Source organism: Citrobacter sp. Cb004 (assembly GCF_030337065.1).
GTDB classification, from domain to species: domain Bacteria; phylum Pseudomonadota; class Gammaproteobacteria; order Enterobacterales; family Enterobacteriaceae; genus Citrobacter; species Citrobacter braakii.
This window is the reverse complement of record NZ_JAOWCH010000066.1, coordinates 259,030-279,037: the sequence shown is the minus strand read 5'-3', so window position 1 is coordinate 279,037 and position 20,008 is coordinate 259,030. Positions and strand designations below refer to the sequence as shown.

Here is a 20,008-nt window from a genome sequence, read left to right as displayed (position 1 = left end):
CGCTCATCTCCCTGGAAAAAGAAGATCAGCGTAGAACAATCCGCTAAAGATTACGATTGAATAAAGTTGAGCAGATCGCCGTTGATCTGTTGTTTATGGGTAGTGCAAATGCCATGCGAACCGCCAACATACACCTTCAACTGCGAGTCCGGCAGTATTTGCGCCGCAACCTTTCCGCAGGTTTCAAACGGGACAATCTGATCGTCATCACCATGGATCACCAGCGTCGGGATAGTCATCCTTTTGAGATCCTCACGCAGGTCAGTTTCTGAAAACGCGTGAATACAGTCGTACAACGCTTTGATGGAACCTTGTAAGCCCTGTTCAACAAAGCTTTCACGAACGGCTTTCGACGCATTTACGCCCGGGCGGTTGTAGCCATAAAATGCAGCGGTCAGTTCATAGAAGAAAGCAGCGCGATCGTTTATCACTCCCTCACGGATGCCATCAAACACCTCTTTCGGCACACCATTTGGGTTAAAGTCTGTCTTGATCATTATGGGCGTCACCGCGCCGATTAACACCGCTTTGGCTACCCGCTGCGTTCCATGGCGTCCAATGTACCTCGCCACTTCCCCGCCCCCGGTAGAGTGTCCGACATGTACGGCATCTTTAAGATTGAGATGCGCGGTAAGTTCAGCCAGATCGTCAGCATACTGATCCATATTGTGACCATCCCAGGGTTGGGCTGAACGCCCATGCCCGCGCCTGTCATGGGCGATCACCCGAAATCCTTTCGACCCGAGGAACAGCATCTGATCCTCAAACGCATCTGCCGTCAGCGGCCAGCCATGGCTAAAGACGATAGGCTGCCCACTTCCCCAATCTTTAAAATGCAAATAGCTGCCGTCTTTCAAGGTAAGTTTGTCGTACTGGCTCATGAGATCTCCTGTCGCGGAACACTGAGTTGTTTGACGCGCCCGCAGCGAGCGCTTAAAAAGCATAATGCAAATTGGAGAACGATCGCGTTTTTCGGCTAAAATCACACCATACGCAACAATATTGATGATTTGCCTGAATGTGAACTAAATCACTTCAAACCTGGGGTAAGTCTCAGTATCATCATAAAAGCTAAACCCTTGCCGCCTGACGGTGAGGGTTTTCTTTTGGGATTATTTACCTGCGCACCCGCAGTATCGACGACATGGAGTAACAAATGTCCAGACCAACTATCATCATTAACGACCTCGATGCGGAACGCATTGACCGCCTGTTGGAGCAACCTGCGTTTGCTGGTTTACCGATTGCCGACGCCCTGAACGCCGAGCTGGATCGTGCCCAAATGTGTTCACCAGAAACCATGCCGCACGATGTCGTGACCATGAACAGCCGCGTGAAATTCCGCAATCTGAGTGATGGCGAAGTCCGTGTGCGTACCCTGGTGTATCCGGCCAATATGACTGACAGCAGCACACAGCTTTCGGTAATGGCACCTGTTGGCGCTGCACTTCTGGGCCTGCGCGTTGGCGACACCATTCACTGGGAACTACCAGGCGGAACCTCAACACACCTCGAAGTCATCGAGCTTGAGTACCAACCTGAAGCTGCGGGCGACTACCTGCGCTAACTCTGTCTTATCAAAGCCACTCGCTTTATCTTACAGGGGATGCATCCGCATCCTCTTTCCGGTTAGCCCCAACTCCTGACCCTCACCTTATCTCCTGTTCGCAAAACATAAATCTGTGTCGTGACTGACAGAATCATTTTTAATACTATGCTGATATGTGTTCATGTAATGACAAGGAGAATGTTTATGTACAACACAATCATAATGCCTGTTGATGTATTCGAAATGGAACTGAGCGACAAGGCTATTCGCCATGCAGAATTTCTGGCACAGGAAAACGGGGTTATCCATCTGCTGCATGTGCTGCCAGGCTCAGCAAGCTTAAGCCTGCACCGCTTTGCAGCCGATGTCCGTCGTTTTGAAGAGCATCTACAACACGAAGCGGAAACCCGTCTGCAAACGATGGTCGGTCACTTCAGCATCGATCCTTCCCGTATTAAACAACACGTCCGCTTTGGCAGCGTACGTGACGTCGTCAACGAGTTGGGTGAAGAGTTGAATGCGGATGTGGTCGTCATTGGATCGCGCAACCCATCAATCAGCACTCATCTGCTCGGCTCAAACGCTTCCAGCGTTGTTCGCCACGCTACTCTGCCAGTGCTGGTTGTACGTTAATAGCCTCTAATTTGCTAAAGAAAACCCCTGCCAGGTTAACGCCTGACAGGGGTGACCATGAAAACGTAATGCAGGTTGATATAATAAAGAAAACGCCTCATCTTTCTTTGATGAAACTAATGGTCAGACTCATTAAATGAATGTGTTATGCGGTTTATTGTTTCAAGAATTGACAATCTGAAAGCGTGGAAATAAAAAACCGCCAGCGGATGGCTGACGGTTTTGGCATTGCAGGTGTGTCTTACTTTTTTTATGCTACTGTCGTGCGAATCAGATAATCAAACGAACTCAATGAGGCCTTCGCGCCTTCACCGGTCGCGATGATGATCTGCTTATACGGTACGGTGGTGCAGTCACCAGCGGCGAAAACCCCCTTCACGCTGGTTTCGCATTTGGCATCGATGATGATTTCACCCATGCGATTACGCTCGACGGCACCTTCCAGCCAGTTGGTGTTTGGCAGCAGACCTATCTGTACAAAGATACCCGCCAGTTCCACACTGTGAACGTCGCCACTCACGCGGTCGCGATACTCCAGGCCGGTGACTTTGCTGCCATCGCCTTTCACTTCTGTCGTTTGCGCATTCAGAATAATATCGACGTTTTTCAGACTGCGAAGCTTATTCTGCAGCACCTGATCAGCCTTCATTTCAGGTGCGAACTCCAGCAGCGTCACATGTTCAACAATGCCTGCCAGATCAATAGCAGCTTCAACACCGGAGTTGCCGCCACCAATCACTGCAACGCGCTTGCCTTTGAACAGCGGGCCATCGCAGTGCGGGCAGTAGGTTACGCCTTTGGTGCGATACTGATCTTCGCCCGGAACGTTCATGTTGCGCCATTTCGCACCGGTGGCAATGATAATGCTGCGTGCTTTGAGCACCGCACCGGATGCCGTTTCAATCTGATGTAAACCGCCTTCCTGTGCCGCCGGAACCAGTTTACTTGCGCTCTGGCTGTCGATCACATCAACATCATAATCATCAACGTGTGCTTTCAGCGCACCCGCCAGTTTCTGGCCTTCGGTTTTCGGTACCGAGATGTAGTTTTCAATATCAACGGTATCAAGAACCTGACCGCCAAAACGTTCGCCCATCAGACCGGTGCGAATACCTTTACGTGCAGAGTACACTGCCGCTGCCGCCCCCGCAGGACCGGAACCGACAATTAGCACGTCATAAGCATCACGTTTGTTCAGCTCTTGTGCCGCACGTTTTTCTGCGCCGCTATCTACTTTCGCCACGATCTCAGTCAGCGTCATACGCCCCTGACCGAACTCTTTGCCGTTCATATACACCGCCGGAACGCCCATCACGTTGCGATCGGTAATTTCGTTCTGGAATGTACCGCCATCAATCGCCGTATGCTTGATGCGTGGATTCAGTACCGACATCAGGTTCAGCGCCTGTACCACGTCCGGACAGTTATGACAGGAAAGCGAATAATAGGTTTCAAACTCAAAATCACCGTCAAGATCGCGGATCTGCTCCAGCAACGCCTGCGCCTCTTTTGACGGATGACCACCGGTCCACAGCAGCGCCAGCACCAGGGAGGTAAACTCATGGCCCAGCGGAGAACCGGCAAAGCGCGGCCCCTGGTGAGAACCTGGATTGGTGATCAGGAACGATGGCTTGCGTACCGCCAGAGTATTGTCTTCTTTAAAGGTGACTTTTTCTGACAGTTCAGCAATTTCAGTCAGCAGTTCCTTGATTTCTGCCGATTTGGCGCTGTCATCCAGCGTAGCAATCAGCTCAACAGGTTTGGTCAGTTTCTCAAGATAAGCCTTGAGCTGGGTTTTCATATTTGTGTCGAGCATTATTCTTCCCTCTCTGAAAACATCATCATGCAAGCCGACTTTGCGGGACTGCATTAATGCAACTTGCGTCATGGTGCTGGAATGAAACAGGCGCAAACTGCGCCTGTGGAATGGCCGGATGCACTGCGTTTATCCGGCCGACAAATTATGCGACTTAAATCTTACCGACCAGATCTAAGGATGGAGCCAGAGTCGCTTCGCCTTCTTTCCATTTCGCCGGGCAAACTTCACCTGGGTGAGAGGCAACGTACTGTGCGGCTTTAATTTTACGCAGCAGGTCAGACGCATCACGGCCGATACCTTCAGCGGTAACTTCGATTGCCTGGATGATACCCTGCGGGTCTACAACGAAGGTTGCGCGGTCAGCCAGACCTTCATCTTCACGCATGTTGTCGAAGTTACGGGTCAGGGCGCCAGTCGGGTCGCCGATCATCGCGTATTTGATTTTCGCGATGGTGTCAGAGCTGCTGTGCCACGCTTTGTGGGTGAAGTGGGTGTCAGTAGATACGGAATAGACATCTACGCCCAGTTTCTGCAGTTCTTCGTAATGGTCAGCCACATCACCCAGCTCGGTCGGGCAAACGAAAGTAAAGTCAGCCGGGTAGAAGAAGAAGACGCTCCAGCGACCTTCGGTATCTTTCTCGGTTACTTCGATGAACTCACCGTTTTTGAACGCCTGGTTTTTGAAAGGTTTAATTTTGGTATTAATCAAAGACATCTGTACTTCCTCCGTGTTTTCGTTGAGAGATAAGTTAACGAAAATCTCTTCGCAGGGCTAATGCGTTTCCTTTATCAAATCAATAAGCGTTAACTAACAACCCACTCAAACTCATGTTGTGAACCTAAAGATAAAAGTAAAAAAGGCCCCCTTTGCAGGGAGCCTCATTACCCGAGCTACCCGCAGGTAACGTCAGTGCCAGCAGGGCTGGCTATGTGTTGCGCTCTACATTACCTTAACAAAGGTCGTAACAGCGATTGGGATTACATCACCCCACTCAAGAAAGGGCAATCGACAGACGGTCGATCTTACCTATGGCTGCGATAGGTTTTGCAACTTAGCCCCCTTTCCTTCTGATTTTATAAGGAAAATCAATGTTTAAACGTACCTTACTCTTAACCCTGCTTCCTGCCGTGGTGCACGCCGAAGAACTTCCTGCTCCCGTTAAAGCTATTGAGAAACAGGGCATTACTATTCTGAAACCCTTCGACGCGCCCGGTGGAATGAAGGGCTACCTGGGAAAATACCAGGATATGGGCGTTACTATCTATGTTACGCCTGACGGCAAACACGCCATTTCCGGTTATATGTATAACGAAAAAGGCGAAAACCTCAGTAATACGCTGATAGAAAAAGAGATCTACGCCCCTGCCGGGCGCGAAATGTGGCAGCGAATGGAAAAAGCATCCTGGATTCTGGACGGGAAAAAAGAGGCTCCGGTCATTGTCTACGTGTTTGCCGATCCCTTCTGTCCCTATTGCAAACAGTTCTGGCAAAAGGCTCGCCCGTGGGTGGACTCAGGTAAAGTTCAGTTGCGCACATTACTGGTTGGCGTAATTAAACCCGAAAGCCCGGCTACCGCCGCAGCGATTCTGGCCACAAAAGATCCGGCCAAGACCTGGCATGACTATGAGGCATCCGGTGGGAAAATGAAGCTAAAAATCCCGACTTCCGTCTCACCGGAGCAGATGAAAGTGTTGAATATCAATCAAAAGTTGATGGATGATTTAGGCGCCAACGTCACGCCGGCTATCTATTACATGAGTAAAGACGATACGTTACAACAGGAAGTCGGCTTACCGGATAAGGAGAAATTAAACATTATCATGGGTAATAAATAAATGTGAAAAAATGAGTGGTTGTTATCATTCCCATGTCAATCACTCATTTAAATTAACTTTTTTGGTCAAAATTACGCAACATGTGCTATTTTTAGTTTAAATTAATAATTCATTAAGCACACAAACATAAATCACAAGAATATTCACAACTTAAAATATTTCAGAATTAAATTTTTCAAAACATGACCATCACAGGAAGGTATGTATGGCTAACCTCTATGACCTTAAAAAGTTCGATCTCAATCTATTGGTTATCTTTGAGTGTATTTATCAACATTTGAGTATCACTAAAGCTGCCGAAACTTTGTATATCACCCCCTCTGCCGTTAGTCAGTCACTGCAACGGCTACGCACACAATTTAATGACCCACTGTTTATACGCTCCGGAAAAGGCCTAACGCCAACGATTATGGGGATTAACCTCCATCATCATCTTGAGAAAAACCTCAACAGTCTGGAGCAGACACTAAACATCATGAATAACTCCAGTCTGAAGAAAAAATTCGTTATTTACTGTCCACAACTGCCAACCATTATCAACATCGAGGAAGTTATTCATTTTCTCAGAGAAGACTCGCATGTCGAAATTGAGCACCATAACATACTCATCACTGCTGAAAGTACGGAAAATCTGTTGGCTTACAGAAAAGCAGATTTAGTCATTGCTACCGCTCCAGTGAGTAATCGTTCGATAATATGCTCGCCATTTAAAACTGCTGAAACAATATTAGTTTGCAACAAAAACCATCCGAGAATTAATGGAGAAAGTACGCTTGAAACAATATTAAAAGAACAGTTCACGCAACTTATCTCTGAAGATCCTGGCGTTAAAGAATACTGGCAAAAAACCAGCGCATTGCTGGCTAATCGAGATATTGGCTTCCGCAGCGACTCATTAATAACGATCATTAATATTATTTCAAACACAGATATCATAGGTCTGTTACCAAGAGATGTTTACGAACAATATATCGGCTCATTTAATTTAAAAGAGATCCGTATCGATATCCCCTTACCCAAAATAAATTTATTTTTGATGTATAACAGAGCGTCACTCAACAATACTGGCTTCGTTAATTTAATTAATAAAATAAATGATAAAAATGACCAAAGGACTAACAAGTAGAGCTTTACCTATTCATTTTATATTTTTATGAATGAAGGCAATTCAAAATAACCATGAATGTATTAAAACGTTGCACCTGGAAAAAATTAGCATATCTTATTGTCAGCATTTCTTATTGTTTTAAATAATAATTTTGATATGAGTTTAATATGTCTATTTATAAAATCCCGCTTGATCAAAACGTGCTGGACGCCGCTCTGGAGCGCATAACCTGGGCGCTGGAAACTCTGCCTCGGGTTTGTGTCTCTTTCTCCGGCGGGAAAGATTCAGGACTGATGTTACATCTGACAGCTATGCTTGCACGCCAACTGCATAAAAAAATTGACGTACTATTTATCGACTGGGAAGCCCAGTTTTCCTGCACTATTGATTATGTTGAGGCGCTTCGTGCACGTTATTCTGATGTCATCGAGCGCTTTTATTGGGTGGCTTTACCGCTCACCACCCAGAATTCACTCTCTCAATTTCAGCCAGAATGGCAGTGTTGGGAACCAGGTACTCCGTGGGTTCGCCAGCCTCCCACGGATGCCATAACCGATCCAGAGTATTTCTCCTTCTATCAACCCGGCATGACCTTTGAACAATTTGTTCGCGAGTTCGCAGACTGGTATTCAGAGAAACGTCCAGCCGGCATGATGGTCGGGATCCGCGCCGATGAGTCATATAATCGTTTTGTCGCCATTGCCAATTCGCAAAAGCAGCGCTTTGCCGATGATAAACCCTGGACCACCAGCGCCCCCGGCGGGCATACCTGGTATATTTACCCGATTTATGACTGGAAAACTGCCGATATCTGGACCTGGTTCGCAAAAACCAGAATGTCGTGCAATCCCTTATACAATCTCATGTATCAGGCCGGTGTCCCAACACGTTACATGCGTATTTGTGAGCCCTTTGGCCCGGAACAGCGTCAGGGATTATGGCTATATCACGTCATTGAACCCGAGCGTTGGGCAACCATGTGCGCCCGTGTCAGCGGTGTAAAAAGTGGCGGAATTTATGCCGGTCAGGACAACCATTTTTACGGGCACCGCAAAATATTGAAACCCGAACATTTAAACTGGCAGGAATACGCCATGCTGCTGCTCAACAGCATGCCGGAAAAGACCGCTGAGCATTATCGCAATAAAATCGCCATCTATTTGCAGTGGTATAAGAAAAAGGGCATGGACAATATCCCGCAAACTCAGGAAAAAGATATTGGCTCAGCGGATATTCCGTCATGGCGGCGTATCTGTAAAGTCCTGCTGAATAACGACTACTGGTGCCGGGCGCTGTCATTCAGCCCCACAAAACCCAAAAACTACCAACGTTATAATGAACGCATGAAAATAAAACGCCAGCAATGGGGAATCTTATGCAACACCGACTAACTCAAGAACTCACTGGTTTTCTTTCTGGGCTGTCAGAAGAAGAACGAATTGAAGCAATCAACCAATTCAGAATGGCTATCCACAGCGTCAGCCCTTTTCGTGAAGAGCCAGTAGACTGTGTACTATGGATTAAAAACGAGCATATCTCACCCAATGATTATAACCCTAATAACGTTGCGCCTCCGGAGAAAAAGCTGCTGCAGAAATCCCTCGAAGCAGACGGATTCACGCAGCCCATCGTGGTAGTTCACTCCACGGCGGAAGAATACGAAATTGTCGATGGTTTCCACCGTCATGAGCTAGGTAAAAGCAAACCGTCGCTGAAATCACGCCTGCATGGCTACCTGCCGGTCACCTGTTTACAGCGTGAGCGTCATGAACGCATGGCAGCGACAATTCGTCATAACCGTGCCCGTGGGCGGCATAAAATTCATGCCATGTCGGAAATCGTTCGTGAATTATCACTACTGGGATGGAGCGCAGAGAAAATCAGTAAAGAGTTAGGTATGGACGACGATGAGGTTTTACGTCTGAAACAAATTAACGGTCTGCAAGAGTTGTTTGCCGACCGTCGCTTCTCCAAAGCCTGGACAGTAAAATAACTACAGCGCAACCAGACGTTCGGCTGCCGCCAGCAGCGTCGATTCTTGCTTGGCAAAACATAGGCGAATCAGCTTATGCGGGAAAGGATCGGCGCAGAAAACCGACAACGGGATCGCGGCAACGCCCACTTCTTTGGTCAGCCACTGGCAAAACTCAACGTCGTTAAGCGTGGAGACGGCACTGTAATCGACCAGCAGAAAATAGGTGCCTTCACACGGCAAAATTTCCAATCGGCTGTCACGCAGCGCGTTCACCAACACATCGCGTTTTTTCTGATAAAAGGCTGGCAACTCACGATAGTGTGTTGGATCCTCCCGCAGCATATCCGCCAGCGCCAGCTGAGCCGGCGTATTCACTGAGAACGTCAGATACTGGTGTACCTTGCGTAATTCAGCGCTAATGGCGGCAGGCGCAACGCAGTAACCGACTTTCCAGCCGGTCATATGGTAGGTCTTCCCAAACGATGAAACGGCAACGGCGCGTTCGCGCAGCTGTGAATGCGCCAGCACGCTGGCATGTCCTTGTCCGGCGAAGCAAATGTGCTCATAAACTTCGTCGCTGATGACAAAGATCTCGCGTTCTCTAATCGCCTGCCACAGGGCATCAAAATCGGCGTGATGCCATACGGTGGCGGAAGGATTGTGCGGCGTGTTAAGGATCACCAGTCGGGTGCGTTCGCTGAGTACAGCGCTAAATTCCTGCCAGTCGACGCGAAAAGACGGCGGTTGCAGCGCGATACGTTTAACTACGCCGCCGGATAATTCGACCGCGGGTGCATAGCTGTCGTAGCTCGGGTCAAAACAAATCACCTCATCGCCAGGACGCACCAGCGCCGTAATTGCGGCGAACAGCGCTTCTGTGGCCCCCGCCGTCACGGTCACTTCACTATTCGCATCAGGTTTATAGCCGTACAACTGCGCGGTTTTATCCGCAATGGCTTCGCGCAGCGGCTGTACGCCCGTCATCGGCGCATACTGGTTTGCGCCATGCGCGACGTGATACGCCAGGCGTTCCTGCAAAAAGAGTGGCCCGTCAAAATCAGGAAATCCCTGCGAGAGGTTAATGGCCTGATGCTGCTGCGCCAGCGCGCTCATTTGCGTGAAGATAGTGGTGCCAAGACTAGGCAGTTTGCTTTGCGGAATCAGCGGGTTATTACTCATTATTGTTATCCCAGCGGGTGATGTTGTGGTTGAAGCCACTATAGCACGATGCTAGTATTTGGCAATCAAGACGTTCAGACGTCTATATAAAAATAACCTGCATTGACAGGACAGCCAAAAGGACAACACAACATGAGTAATACCGAGATTCGCGTCGTCACCGGCCCGGCCAACTATTTTTCCCATCCCGGCAGCCTGTCAAGACTCAACGATTTTTTCACCGCAGAGCAACTCTCACGCGCCGTCTGGGTTTACGGTGAACGCGCCATCGACGCGGCCCGCCCTTATCTGCCTGAGGCATTTCATCTTGCCGATGCCAGGCACCTGCTGTTTACGGGACATTGCAGCGAAACCGATGTTACTCAACTGGCAAAAGAGTCAGGAGAGAATCGCAGCGTGGTGATTGGTGTGGGCGGCGGGACATTGCTCGACACAGCCAAAGCGCTGGCTCGTCGTCTGGGTCTGCCTTTTGTCGGTATTCCTACTATCGCAGCGACCTGCGCCGCATGGACACCGCTCTCCGTCTGGTACAACGATGCAGGCCAGGCGCTGCATTTCGAAATTTTCGCTGACGCCAATTTCCTCGTGCTGGTCGAGCCAGAGATCGTTCTCAATGCGCCTGAAGAATACTTACTGGCGGGGATCGGCGACACGCTGGCGAAATGGTACGAGGCCGTCGTGCTCGCACCTGAGCCGGAAAACCTGCCTCTGACCGTACGTCTGGGTATCCATGCTGCGCAAACGATCCGCGACGTCCTGTTGGAAAGCAGCGAGCAGGCGCTGGTCGATAAGCAACAAGGCACGTTAAGCCGCACGTTTTGCGATGTGGTGGATGCAATTATTGCCGGAGGCGGCATGGTCGGCGGTCTGGGTGAGCGCTACACCCGCGTGGCGGCGGCGCATTCGGTACATAATGGCCTGACCGTGCTCCCGCAAACGGAGAAGTTTTTGCATGGCACCAAAGTGGCGTACGGCATACTGGTGCAGAGCGCGCTGCTGGGACAAGATGATGTGCTGGCGCAGTTAATTACCGCCTATCAGCGCTTCAACCTGCCAACCCGGTTGGCTCAACTGGACGTGGACTTCAACAACCGCGCCGAAATCGACAACGTGATTGCACACACCCTGCGCCCGGTGGAGTCCATTCATGCGCTGCCGGTAACGTTAACGCCACAGACGCTGCGCGCAGCGTTCGAAAAAGTAGAATCGTTTACGGTGTGATTATGGTGTGGGATGCCTGATGGCGGCAACGCAGCGAAACCCCTGGAGCTTACAAAGGTAAGTGACCAGGGTGAACACGCCTGCAGCTTGAATGATGAAGTGCATTAACAGCAGCGCGCGCCGCCTTTCCCCCCGTAGCGCGCATCCTGGCGTTCGCGGAAAAATTCTTCGTAGGTCATTGGCGTCAGGTCCGGATGCGTGACGCGCATATGCTCAACATAGTTGTCGTAATCCGGCACACCTATCATTAATCGGGCGGTTTGACCTAAATACTTCCCGGCTTTAGAGAGCGTTTCAAACATAGTGGTTCCCTGTCGAACAAACGCCCTCCCCATTCAGGAGAGGGCTCGTTGGTTAAGAGAATATTAGTGCGCGCCTTTCGCCTGCGCCACGATCTCTTCGACATTCTCAGGCATCGGTTCGTATGGCGTTTCTTTCGACGTAGGTTTGTCCTCTTTCAGTGCTGCCAGTGCAGTTTTGATGGAGAACAGACCCAGCACCACAACGACTACCATGAAGAAGATAGTGAGACCCGCATCCAGGCGGTTGTTAAACACCAACTGCGTCAGCTGCGACTGAGTGTACTGCGCCGGAATATTACCGCTGTCGATCATCGCCTGGAACTTGTTAGCGATGGCGAGGAAGCCAATTTTCGCATCCGGGCTAAACGCTTTCTGCCAGCCGGCGGTCAGGGTACAAATCAGCAGCCAGGCCGTTGGCACCAGCGCCACCCACGCGTAGCGCTGACGTTTCATCTTGAACAGCACCACCGCGCAAAGCATCAACGCCATACCGGCCAGCATCTGGTTGGCGATACCAAACAGTGGCCACAGGGTATTAATACCACCCAATGGATCCACCACGCCCTGGTGCAAGAAGTAACCCCAGGCCAGCACACACAGCGCCGTTGCCAGCAGGTTCGCAGGCAGCGAATCGGTACGTTTCAGACCCGGTGACACCACGCCCAGCAGATCCTGCAGCATAAAGCGTGCGGCACGGGTACCGGCGTCTACCGCCGTCAGAATAAACAGGGCTTCAAACAGAATGGCAAAGTGATACCAGAACGCCACATCCATCATGCCGCCCAGCGCACCATGCAGAATATACGCCATGCCCACCGCCAGCGTCGGCGCACCGCCTGCGCGGGAAATAATGGATTGTTCGCCGACATCGTTCGCAATCTGATGCAGCGTATCAGGCGTGATAACAAAGCCCCAACTGCTCACAACCTGTGCCGCTGACGCAACCACATCGGTGGTTCCGGCTGGTGCCAGTACAGCCATCGGGCTGTTCATCGCAAAGTAGACGCCCGGGTCGATAACGCAGGCCGCCACCAGCGCCATAATGGCGACAAAGGATTCCATCAGCATCCCGCCGTAGCCAATAAAACAGGCCTGACCTTCATTCGCCAGCATCTTCGGTGTGGTGCCGGAGGCAATCAGCGCGTGGAAACCAGAGACCGCACCGCAGGCGATGGTAATAAACAGGAACGGGAACAGGTTACCGCTCCAGACCGGGCCTGTACCGTCAACAAACTTGGTCAGCGCAGGCATGGTCAGCGTCGGACGCATGATCAGAATCCCTACCGCCAGACCAACAATGGTACCGATTTTCAGGAAGGTAGAGAGATAATCACGCGGTGCCAGCAGCAGCCACACCGGCAACACAGCGGCGACAAAGCCGTATCCCACCAGCATCCAGGTCAACTGTACGCCGGTAAAGTCAAAGTACGGTGCCCAGGTCGGGCTTTCAGCCACCCAGCCGCCGGAAATAATAGCAAACACCAGGAATACCAGACCGATGACCGACACTTCACCAATGCGGCCCGGGCGCAGATAACGCAGGTAAATCCCCATGAAGATCGCCAGCGGGATAGTAAAGGCGACGGTGTAGGTTCCCCACGGGCTGTGGGTCAGCGCTTTCACGACGATCATCGCCAGTACCGCGAGGATAATCACCATGATCATAAAACAGGCCACCAGCGCAATGACGCCCGCCGTTGGGCCCATCTCTTCTTTCACCAGTTCGCCAAGGGAACGACCATCGCGACGGGTAGAAACAAACAGCACCATAAAGTCCTGCACCGCCCCCGCCAGTACCACCCCGGCAAGCAGCCAGATCATACCCGGCAGATAGCCCATTTGCGCCGCCAGCACCGGTCCAACTAATGGACCCGCTCCAGCAATCGCCGCGAAATGGTGTCCAAACAGCACTTTTTTATCGGTAGGAACATAGTCCAGACCATCGTTATGACGCACGGCAGGCGTCATACGCGTCGGGTCCAGCGCCAGTACATTTTTCGCGATGTACAGGCCGTAGAAACGGTAAGCGATAAGGTAGACACAGACCGACGCCACGACTATCCACAACGCGTTGATCTGTTCGCCACGATTTAATGCGATATAGCCGAGGGCAAATGCTCCCATAACGGAGAGCACTGTCCAGACGAGGTACTTCCCTGATTTATTCATACTTGGTTTTCCGTTGTCCTGGTCAGAGAGATGTTACATTTTGTTTCTATAACATCTTTTCTGAATTTAACAACCTGACAACCATGTAAACCCGAAGTATCACTGAGTATTTACATTGCATTGTTAACTGGATCACTTCATTTAGCCGTTAACCCTGCAATTTCATTTTACTTTGTCGGGCGACTCACCCCATCACCGCAGTGCCTAAACGACAGGTGCAACAGCGTCGTCCCTGCTCATCAAAGATGACGATTTCCCAGCTTTGACTCTGACGCCCGAGGTGCAGCGGCTGGCAAACGCCGCGCACTTTCCCCTGCGCAACCGCCCGATGGTGCGTGGCGTTCAGTTCCGTACCCACCACACACTGCCCGTCGCGAGTCATCAGATAACCCGCCATCGAACCCAATGTTTCCGCCAGGGCCGCCGACGCGCCGCCGTGCAGCAGACCAAACGGCTGATGCGTCCGGCTATCCACCGGCATTTCGGCTTCCAGCACATCATCCCCCAGTCGGGTATAGACCATGCCTAAATGCGCCACCATCGTGTTCTGACTGGTGGCATTCAGTTCATCCAGCGTTAAATGACGTTTCCAGATCATCGTCATGCCCCCAGCGTGGAGCCGCCGTCCACCACGATATCCTGAAGCGTGATGTGGCTCGCCAGATCGGAGGCGAGGAATAAAATCGTGTTAGAGATTTCCTGTGGACGAGCGATTTTCCCCAGTGGAATGCCGAGCTTAAACTGCTCGCCAAACCCACGAATGCGCTGTTGCTCCGCATCATCGCTGACCCACAACGTACGCTGCATGTCGGTATCGGTCGAGCCTGGCGAAACCACATTGCAACGCACACCGCAGCCTGCCAGTTCAAGTCCGACGGTCAGAGCCAGGTTTTTCAGCGCGGCTTTTGACGCACCGTATGCGCTCATACCGATACGCGGCGTGTGCGCCGCATCCGACGCGACGGTCACGATTGCCCCGCCCTGCTGGCGACGAAACTGCGCCATCGTCTGCTGAAACAGATTGAACGCCCCACCAACGTTAACCGCAAACGTCTGCTGCCACTCCTCAATGCTCAGCGCATCGGTGGCCCCCATACGCAAAATACCCGCCGCATTGACCAACACATCCAACCGCTCGCGCGTTTGCAGGACGCGCTGACACACCTCAGCCACCTGTTCAGCATTCGCCACATCCAGCACTTCGGTGGCAAACGGGTAATTATCCTGAGAAAATTCACGATCGAATCCTGTCACCTCAGCACCCGCTTTCACAAACGCCAGCGCCGTGGTGTAGCCAATCCCTTTTCCCGCGCCGGTTACCCAGACGGTTTTCCCTGCGAAGTCAAATCCAGACATTACTTCACCTCGCGAGAGAGCAGCGTCCACCAGGCGTCAATGGTCGGGTTTTTCGCCAGCATCACGAAGTCAATATCGCCATGAACCTTACGCCAGCGCGCCGCCAGCGCCATCATGCGCACAGAATCCAGTCCGTAGTCGATCAGGTTTTCGTCATCCATCGGCTCTTCGGACTCATCGAGCAGCGGCAGAATAACGCTGCGTAACGCATCTTTGCTGGCCGGTACCGGCGTCGGTAATAATTCCTGAGTCATCACCACACGCCCGGAGCGTCCCGCCACGTATTTCAGCGACATCAGATGTTCGTCACGGCTAAAGTCTGCCAACGCATCGGCAACCATAAACGGCTTGATGTCGCGCATAAAGGCGTCTGTTGCGGTGGTCATACAGCCAATATGCGCATACACGCCGGTAATGATCAGTTGATTACGTCCGGTTTCCTTAAGCATCTGTTCCAGCGGGGAGCGATGAAATGCGCTGTAACGCCATTTCACCAGAATGGTATCCGCTTCATCCGGCGCCAGCGCCTCTACGATTTTTTGCTGTTCCGGCGAACGCGTCAGTCCCGGTCCCCACATATCATTGAGCAGTGCGCGGTCTTCATCACTCTGTTCTTTCGGCTGAGCGGTGTAATACACCGGAATGTTATGCTCTTTGCAGTACTGACGCAGTGCGGCGATGTTAGCGACGACCTGCTCCATCATCGGGCAGTTATCGCCCCAAAAACCGATAAAATAGTCCTGCATGTCGTGGATCAGCAGTGCGGCACGTTCGGGGTCAAACGCCCAGTCCACTTTGTTCACCGGAACATCAAGCGCCGTGGGTAGCGCATAAGCCTGCAGTTTAGGAATTGCCATCTCTTATTCTCCTTCAGGCCAGTGAACGTGATGCCAGCCACTGACGTAATTGTTTTTTATCTACTTTCCCAACCGGAGTCAGCGGTAACGACTCAACGCACTCTACGCGGTCAGGTAATTTAAATTCCGCTACGCCCTGTTCGCGTAGAAAACGACGCACCTGCACCGCTCGCAGCGGCTCTTTTACCACCAACCAGGCACAGCTTTTCTCGCCCATCAGTTCGTCATCCATACTGACCAGCGCGGCATGGATCACCATCGGGTGGCGCAGCAGCAGGTTTTCAATCTCTTCTGCAGCGATCTTCTCCCCACCGCGGTTGATCTGATCTTTCTCGCGTCCCTGGACGGTGATGTAGCCATCTCGATCGATGGCGATCAGATCGCCGGAGCAGTAAAAACCGTTGGCGTCAAAGGCGCTGGCATTGTGCTCAGGACTGTTGAAGTAGCCGCGGAAGGTGTATGGGCCACGCGTCATCAGGCGCCCGGTTTCTCCCTCGGCTAAAGGGTTGCCGTCAGCGTCTGCTACCCAGACTTCATCATCGGGACACATCGGGCGGCCCTGGGTATTGATGATGCGTTCAGGACTGTCGTCCAGACGGGTGTAGTTCACCAGCCCTTCCGCCATGCCGAAGACCTGCTGCAGCTGGCAGCCGATCTCCGCCGGAATACGCGCCGCAAGCGAGGCGGAAAGCCGAGCCCCACCGACCTGTAGCAGCGTCAGCGAAGCCAATTGCGCATTGCTCCCCCACTCCGCAATTGCTTGCAGCCACAGGCTCACCGCTGGCGGCACCAGCGCCGTGACGTTAACCTGATGCTGTTCAATCAGAGGGAAGCACAGGGTGGCGCTCGGGTCAGCCGCCAGCACGACGGTGCCGCCAGCCAGGAATACCCCCAACGCGCCAGGCGAACTCATCGCGTAGTTATGCGCCGCCGGGATCGCGCATAAATAACGCGTTTCCCCGGTGAAGCGGCAAATCTCATTGCTGCGACGCACGCTGTAGTAGTAATCGTTATGGGTACGAGGAATCAGCTTTGGCGTCCCGGTAGTACCGCCAGAAAGCTGGAAATAGGCCACCTCATCAGCAGGCGATGGCGTGACGGAAAAATCAGTCGCAGGCTGGCTTATCGCCGTTTGCAGATTGTGTTCGCCTTCATCATTGCGCAGTTGCACCACGCGCACTGAATTGTGTTCAGCCACAAAAGCGTTAAGAAAATCGTCCCCGCTAAACAGCGCATGCTGACGATCGGCAATCAGCAGCGCCGGTTCAATCTGTTTGGCATAGGCGTTAAGTTCGTTACGCTGATGGCTGAATAATGCCAGCACCGGAGCTACGCCCAGCTTGAGCAGCGCAAAGAAAGTGATATACAACTCAGCCACGTTGCCCAGTTGTACCAGCGCGGTTTCGCCGGGTTTGATCCCCTGACGACGCAGGCTGCAGGCGAGATTGTCAGTGGCCTGATTCAGTTGGCGATAGCTCAGATGGCGTTCGCCATCGATCACCGCCGTATGGTCGCTGTCGGCGTGACGGGTCAGAATGTCGGTCAGCGGCAAATCCTGCCAGTAACCTTTTTCACGATAGCGGCGGGCAAACTCCTCCGGCCAACGGGTGAAAGGAATACTCATTATCGCTCCTTAGAGGCCTGGTCAATAAGGCTCTTAATGCAGTCCAAAAACATTCAACATCGTGGAGAGTTTGGCTCCCGTTTCACGCCATTCCGCAACCGGGGACGAAGCCGGAACAATCCCGGCACCGGCAAAGAAACGTACCTGATTACGCAGCAGCTTCGCACAACGGATCGTCACCACCCATTCGCCGTTGCCTTGGGCATCACACCAGCCGACAATGCCACCGAACAGTTCGCGATCGAACGGCTCCAGCTCGGCGATCAGTTTGCGCGCAACCTGATGCGGGAAGCCGCTCAGCGCAGGCGTCGGATGCAGCAGGCACGCGAGCGTCAGGGCGTTTTCTTGCGCGTTGGCTTTACCCTCAAACGGCGTGCCGAGGTGCCAGAGCGTAGGCGTGGTGACCAGTTGCGGAGAAGAAGGGAGTTGCAGTTCACGGCTGCGATCGCGCAGGACATTTTTCATGGCCTGCGTCACCAGTTCGTGCTCATGGCGATCCTTTTCGGACGCCAGCAGGCGGATGCCCGCCTCACGGTCCAGCACATCGTCCGGTTGACGTCGTGCCGAGCCTGCCAGCGGTAATGAGCTGAAACGATCGCCTTCTTTGCGTAACAGCAGTTCCGGACTGGCGCCAATCAATACGCCACCGTCTTCAAGGGGAACGTGAAAGTTGTAGCTCGCCGGATTTTGCGCCACCAGGCGCTCCAGCAGCGCCCCGCTGTCAATATTGGCATCAGCGGTGATATCGATCAGGCGTGACAACACCACTTTGTCGACTTCCGGGGTTGCCGTCAGCGCAGCCGCGCGAGTGACCATATCTTCAAAGAAGTTCTGTTCCGGGATCGATTTACGTTCAACAACGTTCAGCGACTGATGCGCGTTAAAGTAACGAGATGATTGCTGCTTCGCCGTTCGGGAGAACGTCTGCCATGACTGGGGAATAAACAGCGATGACGGCTGGCGGGTGTCAAAAGGAATCGCTCCGACCATGATGGGGTTAGCGATACCCTGCGCTTTGGCATCAGCAAACAGCGCATGCATTTTTTGTTGGAAAGGGCTGTCTGGCGAATCGCCATCAATTGCCGGTTCCGCATAGCGGGCGAAGCATCCTGACGTCGTAAAACTACGGTACGGCGACATAAAGAAAAAACTGTCGGGAGCGAGCGTCGGCATAGTCTGCGTTTTTTCCTCGGCCAGTGACGTTTCCATATCATCCTCCAAAAATGATAAAAGCTCTAATAATGATTATCATTTATATTTTCGGTCGCTAACCTAAAAGCAAAGTGGCGGTATGTCAACTCTTGTGGCAGCACAATGTGCGACTTTGGCTTGCATCCTTGTCCACTAACAATGAAAATGAGAAGCATTACTTATACTGATAACAGGATGCTGATTCGTGAGTCTCCCCTCTTTTTGCCGCACCGTGCTCTTACTGGCAGGTTTGTCTATTTCAGGAATTTCTTCAGGTTATGCCGCCGACTGGCCGCGTCAGGTTACCGACAGTCGTGGTACGCATACGCTGGAACATAAGCCGCAGCGAATTGTCTCCACCAGCGTCACCCTCACCGGCTCGCTGCTGGCAATTGATGCCCCGGTCATCGCCAGCGGCGCTACTACGCCGAACAATCGCATCGGCGATGCACAGGGCTTTTTACGCCAGTGGAGCGAAGTGGCAAAGGCACGCAAACTGAGCCGCCTGTATATCGGCGAACCGAGCGCTGAGGCCGTGGCAGCGCAAATGCCGGATCTGATTCTGATCAGCGCCACCGGGGGAGATTCAGCCCTCGCGCTATACGATCAGCTGTCCACCATTGCGCCAACGCTAATCATTAATTACGACGACAAAAGCTGGCAGGCGCTGCTGACGCAGTTAGGTGAAATTACCGGTCAGGAGCAACAGGCGGCTGCGCGTATTGCCGAGTTTGATAAGCAACTGCAGGCGGTCAAGCAGCGTATTACCCTGCCGCCGCAACCGGTCAGCGCGCTGGTATACACCGCTGCAGCGCACAGCGCCAACCTGTGGACGCCTGAGTCGGCGCAGGGCAAGCTGATGGAGCAGTTAGGGTTCACCCTGGCACCGCTGCCTGCCGGATTGCACACCAGCCAGAGTCAGGGCAAACGCCACGATATCATCCAGCTTGGCGGTGAGAACCTGGCGGCTGGTCTGAACGGCGAAGCGCTGTTCCTGTTCGCTGGCGACAACAAAGATGCCGACGCCATTTATGCTAATCCGCTGCTGGCGCATCTGCCTGCCGTGCAGAATAAACGTGTTTACGCCCTGGGTACGGAAACCTTCCGTCTCGACTACTACAGCGCGACCTTGCTGCTGCAACGTCTGTCAGCTCTCTTTTAATCGCCAGCGCCGGATACGGCTAACGCC

The 20,008-nt window shown here is 52.3% G+C and carries 19 protein-coding genes; 8 read left to right on the top strand and 11 right to left on the bottom strand.

Annotation, left to right across the window (positions count from 1 at the left end; genetic code table 11):
• Positions 1-50 precede the first annotated feature (50 nt).
• The gene (locus OGV65_RS18525) at positions 51-881 is read right to left on the bottom strand and encodes an alpha/beta fold hydrolase (protein ID WP_141874962.1); all 831 of its coding nucleotides are present in this window, start codon (positions 879-881) and stop codon (positions 51-53) included.
• Between the two features lie 275 nt (positions 882-1,156).
• Here OGV65_RS18525 and rnk point away from each other — a divergent pair, with 275 nt between their 5' ends.
• A complete protein-coding gene (gene rnk / locus OGV65_RS18520; protein ID WP_005120853.1) occupies positions 1,157-1,567 on the top strand; it encodes a nucleoside diphosphate kinase regulator in 411 nt (136 codons plus the stop codon).
• A gap of 186 nt (positions 1,568-1,753) precedes the next feature.
• On the top strand, positions 1,754-2,182 hold the full coding sequence (uspG, locus tag OGV65_RS18515) for a universal stress protein UspG (protein WP_016152215.1): 429 nt from the start codon (positions 1,754-1,756) through the stop codon (positions 2,180-2,182).
• A gap of 250 nt (positions 2,183-2,432) precedes the next feature.
• Here the strand turns inward: uspG and ahpF are convergent, their stop codons facing one another.
• Positions 2,433-3,998 carry an alkyl hydroperoxide reductase subunit F gene (gene ahpF, locus OGV65_RS18510; RefSeq protein WP_016152210.1) on the bottom strand — a complete coding sequence of 522 codons (1,566 nt, stop codon included), beginning with the start codon at positions 3,996-3,998 and terminating at the stop codon, positions 2,433-2,435.
• A 154-nt stretch (positions 3,999-4,152) separates the two neighbouring features.
• Entirely contained in the window at positions 4,153-4,716 is a 564-nt protein-coding gene (gene ahpC, locus OGV65_RS18505) for an alkyl hydroperoxide reductase subunit C (protein WP_004859485.1), read from the bottom strand.
• Between the two features lie 374 nt (positions 4,717-5,090).
• Here ahpC and dsbG point away from each other — a divergent pair, with 374 nt between their 5' ends.
• The 4 genes from dsbG (at position 5,091) to OGV65_RS18485 (ending at position 8,938) form a co-directional block, all read left to right on the top strand.
• Entirely contained in the window at positions 5,091-5,837 is a 747-nt protein-coding gene (gene dsbG, locus OGV65_RS18500) for a thiol:disulfide interchange protein DsbG (RefSeq protein ID WP_279265169.1), read from the top strand.
• Positions 5,838-6,042: 205 nt separating this feature from the next.
• Entirely contained in the window at positions 6,043-6,963 is a 921-nt protein-coding gene (citR, locus tag OGV65_RS18495; protein WP_049282450.1) for a DNA-binding transcriptional repressor CitR, read from the top strand.
• Between the two features lie 149 nt (positions 6,964-7,112).
• Positions 7,113-8,336, top strand: a complete 1,224-nt coding sequence (locus OGV65_RS18490) for a phosphoadenosine phosphosulfate reductase (RefSeq protein WP_049282451.1) — start codon at positions 7,113-7,115, stop codon at positions 8,334-8,336.
• Positions 8,321-8,938 carry an IbrB-like domain-containing protein gene (locus OGV65_RS18485; protein ID WP_046275109.1) on the top strand — a complete coding sequence of 206 codons (618 nt, stop codon included), beginning with the start codon at positions 8,321-8,323 and terminating at the stop codon, positions 8,936-8,938. Before OGV65_RS18490 ends, OGV65_RS18485 begins: the two co-directional genes overlap by 16 nt.
• Here the strand turns inward: OGV65_RS18485 and OGV65_RS18480 are convergent, their stop codons facing one another.
• Positions 8,939-10,099 carry a pyridoxal phosphate-dependent aminotransferase gene (locus OGV65_RS18480; protein WP_279265170.1) on the bottom strand — a complete coding sequence of 387 codons (1,161 nt, stop codon included), beginning with the start codon at positions 10,097-10,099 and terminating at the stop codon, positions 8,939-8,941.
• Positions 10,100-10,231: 132 nt separating this feature from the next.
• On the opposite strand from OGV65_RS18480, the gene OGV65_RS18475 reads away from it, so the two are divergent.
• Positions 10,232-11,320: an oxidoreductase gene (locus OGV65_RS18475; RefSeq protein WP_286455313.1), complete on the top strand. Its 1,089-nt coding sequence runs from the start codon at positions 10,232-10,234 to the stop codon at positions 11,318-11,320.
• Positions 11,321-11,424: 104 nt separating this feature from the next.
• Here the strand turns inward: OGV65_RS18475 and OGV65_RS18470 are convergent, their stop codons facing one another.
• The 7 genes from OGV65_RS18470 to entC all read right to left on the bottom strand — a co-directional run bounded on the left by OGV65_RS18470 (position 11,425) and on the right by entC (position 18,837).
• Entirely contained in the window at positions 11,425-11,622 is a 198-nt protein-coding gene (locus OGV65_RS18470) for a YbdD/YjiX family protein (RefSeq protein ID WP_019076244.1), read from the bottom strand.
• A 63-nt stretch (positions 11,623-11,685) separates the two neighbouring features.
• Positions 11,686-13,791, bottom strand: a complete 2,106-nt coding sequence (gene cstA, locus OGV65_RS18465; protein WP_016152202.1) for a pyruvate/proton symporter CstA — start codon at positions 13,789-13,791, stop codon at positions 11,686-11,688.
• A gap of 184 nt (positions 13,792-13,975) precedes the next feature.
• The gene (gene entH / locus OGV65_RS18460) at positions 13,976-14,389 is read right to left on the bottom strand and encodes a proofreading thioesterase EntH (protein WP_029139447.1); all 414 of its coding nucleotides are present in this window, start codon (positions 14,387-14,389) and stop codon (positions 13,976-13,978) included.
• Between the two features lie 2 nt (positions 14,390-14,391).
• Positions 14,392-15,147 (bottom strand): 2,3-dihydro-2,3-dihydroxybenzoate dehydrogenase EntA, encoded by a 756-nt coding sequence (gene entA / locus OGV65_RS18455; protein ID WP_141874958.1) that lies wholly within the window; start codon positions 15,145-15,147, stop codon positions 14,392-14,394.
• Positions 15,147-16,004, bottom strand: coding sequence for an isochorismatase (locus tag OGV65_RS18450; RefSeq protein WP_019076241.1), 858 nt, complete (start codon positions 16,002-16,004; stop codon positions 15,147-15,149). The genes entA and OGV65_RS18450 overlap by 1 nt, the downstream gene beginning before the upstream one ends.
• A 13-nt stretch (positions 16,005-16,017) precedes the next feature.
• Positions 16,018-17,628, bottom strand: a complete 1,611-nt coding sequence (entE, locus tag OGV65_RS18445) for a (2,3-dihydroxybenzoyl)adenylate synthase EntE (protein WP_200107538.1) — start codon at positions 17,626-17,628, stop codon at positions 16,018-16,020.
• 33 nt (positions 17,629-17,661) lie between these two features.
• Positions 17,662-18,837, bottom strand: coding sequence for an isochorismate synthase EntC (gene entC, locus OGV65_RS18440; protein WP_047501782.1), 1,176 nt, complete (start codon positions 18,835-18,837; stop codon positions 17,662-17,664).
• Between the two features lie 187 nt (positions 18,838-19,024).
• Between entC and fepB the strand changes: the two genes are divergently transcribed.
• Positions 19,025-19,981 carry a Fe2+-enterobactin ABC transporter substrate-binding protein gene (gene fepB, locus OGV65_RS18435; protein WP_016155944.1) on the top strand — a complete coding sequence of 319 codons (957 nt, stop codon included), beginning with the start codon at positions 19,025-19,027 and terminating at the stop codon, positions 19,979-19,981.
• Positions 19,982-20,008 lie beyond the last annotated feature (27 nt).